Annotated in this window: 1 protein-coding gene and 1 tRNA gene; both read left to right on the top strand. The window is 45.0% G+C overall.

The features are described 5' to 3' along the window. Positions 1-286: 286 nt before the first annotated feature. Positions 287-363 (top strand) — tRNA-Arg (locus AK963_RS28540). Between the two features lie 330 nt (positions 364-693). Next, positions 694-1,647: an integrase arm-type DNA-binding domain-containing protein gene (locus AK963_RS28535; RefSeq protein ID WP_066018666.1), complete on the top strand. Its 954-nt coding sequence runs from the start codon at positions 694-696 to the stop codon at positions 1,645-1,647. The last annotated feature ends 109 nt before the right edge of the window (positions 1,648-1,756 follow it).

The raw sequence follows: 1,756 nt of genomic DNA, 5'->3' as shown, positions 1-1,756 counted from the left end.
AGACTGTAGTGATAAACTCTTCAACGGGCATGACTGAAACCTTCTTTTTTGCTTTTTACTGCTTTTAATAGCAGAAAGCAGGTTCAGTCATGTCTCCTTATGCAAACCTAAAAGTCGCACATGGCGTTATATATTCTTCAATCCAGAGTGAGGGAAGTGGGTCATTAAAGGGAGGTTGGGATGGTTTTGTAATTGGTACCTGGCAGCGGTAAAAAATCATGGACAGTACAAGGGTGGATCAGTATTATTGTCAACCGCTGGAGTCGCTGTCTGCTGCTCTGGAAGTGCACCCGTAGCTCAGCTGGATAGAGCGCTGCCCTCCGGAGGCAGAGGTCAGAGGTTCGAATCCTCTCGGGTGCGCCATATTGGCGGTATCTACGCCGATAGTAAGTGCTCACATCTTTGCCCTTCCAGATTTTCAACCTACGTATAACCTACACCCCGCATCAAGATTCTCTCTTCTTTTGGTGTCAAACTCTGTCCAGCGTTGTCTATGTCAGCTCGTTCGTTTGCCTGATGTATTCCAATGGATTGTTCTTGTCATCCATAGAATGGGTATTTTTTGCTGCCTTAAACGATTGATGAAGCTCGATCATTATCGTTCTTTCTGGATATTAACTCTCGTTCATTGCCTCTCCCCGAAAACTCGTCAAAATCGCCCTGTCATTACGACCGATCAAGGAGGATCTTGTCATGGCTAAGCTGATTATGCGTTTCAGTAAAAGTAAATTGATGGCGTTAAAACCCTCAAGTAGACCGTACTACGTCAGGGATGAGCTTGGCGCTGGTTTGCGTTTGAAAGTACTTACTTCCGGTGCAAAGACTTTTCAGGTGCAGAAGCGTGCAGATGGTCGGGTGAGGACGATCACCATCGGCTACTTCGTCGATCGAGACGGCAATATGCAAGTTCATCCGGAACAGGCCCAAAGAAGAGCTCGGGAAATATACAATGATTTGGTACTGGGCATACATAAAGAGGCTAAGCCTGAAGATGGTGTAATCACCTTGGGTGAGTTTTTCAAGCTTTATCCGAGCTACATCAAAGGGCAGCTTAAAACAGTGGATGCAACTTTGGCGCGCATCGAACGAAATTTTTCTCACCTTTTTGGTTTACCTCTTAACGAGATCACTCCAAAAATCATCCAGCTCTGGCGCAGGCAGAAAATAGCGGAAGGCTTAAGCAATAGCACCATTAATCGGGATGCTAACTCACTTCGCGGACTCTTAACTCGCGCTGTTGATGATGAAATTCTGGAAATTCATCCGCTGCACCGCTTGAAAAAACTGCCAGAAAATAAAATGAAGCGAAAGCGATTTCTAAATGACCAGCCAGAGATAGAAGGGGAGCCCAGTGAGCTTGATCGATTTATTCAGGCCATGATTACTCGTGAAAAAGTGTTGCGTGAAAAGCGCCGCAATAGCAATGCGTGGCGTAAAGAGCGTGACTATGAATTGTTGCCAGATCTTGATCAGCCTTTTGTTGATTATGTGCGGCCATTATTAATGCTGGCCCTTTATACTGGAATGCGTCGAGGAGAGTTATTCAGGTTGATGTGGTTTAACGTCAACTTGAATAGGCAGCTAATCCATCTGCCAGAAACCATAACAAAAACCAGTAAGGGCAGAACGATGTCATCACCGGCGTAAAAAGTCCTCAAAACACCAGTCCAAAATGACCTGTCGTTAAGTATAGCTTTTTGGGGTGGTCTGCAAGTCTGATAGTTCCAGAAAGTTAAATATTTTACTAAGCTGACTC

Origin of the sequence: Endozoicomonas atrinae, from assembly GCF_001647025.1 — a bacterium.
GTDB lineage: Bacteria > Pseudomonadota > Gammaproteobacteria > Pseudomonadales > Endozoicomonadaceae > Endozoicomonas > Endozoicomonas atrinae.
This window is presented reverse-complemented; position numbering and strand designations above follow the sequence as displayed.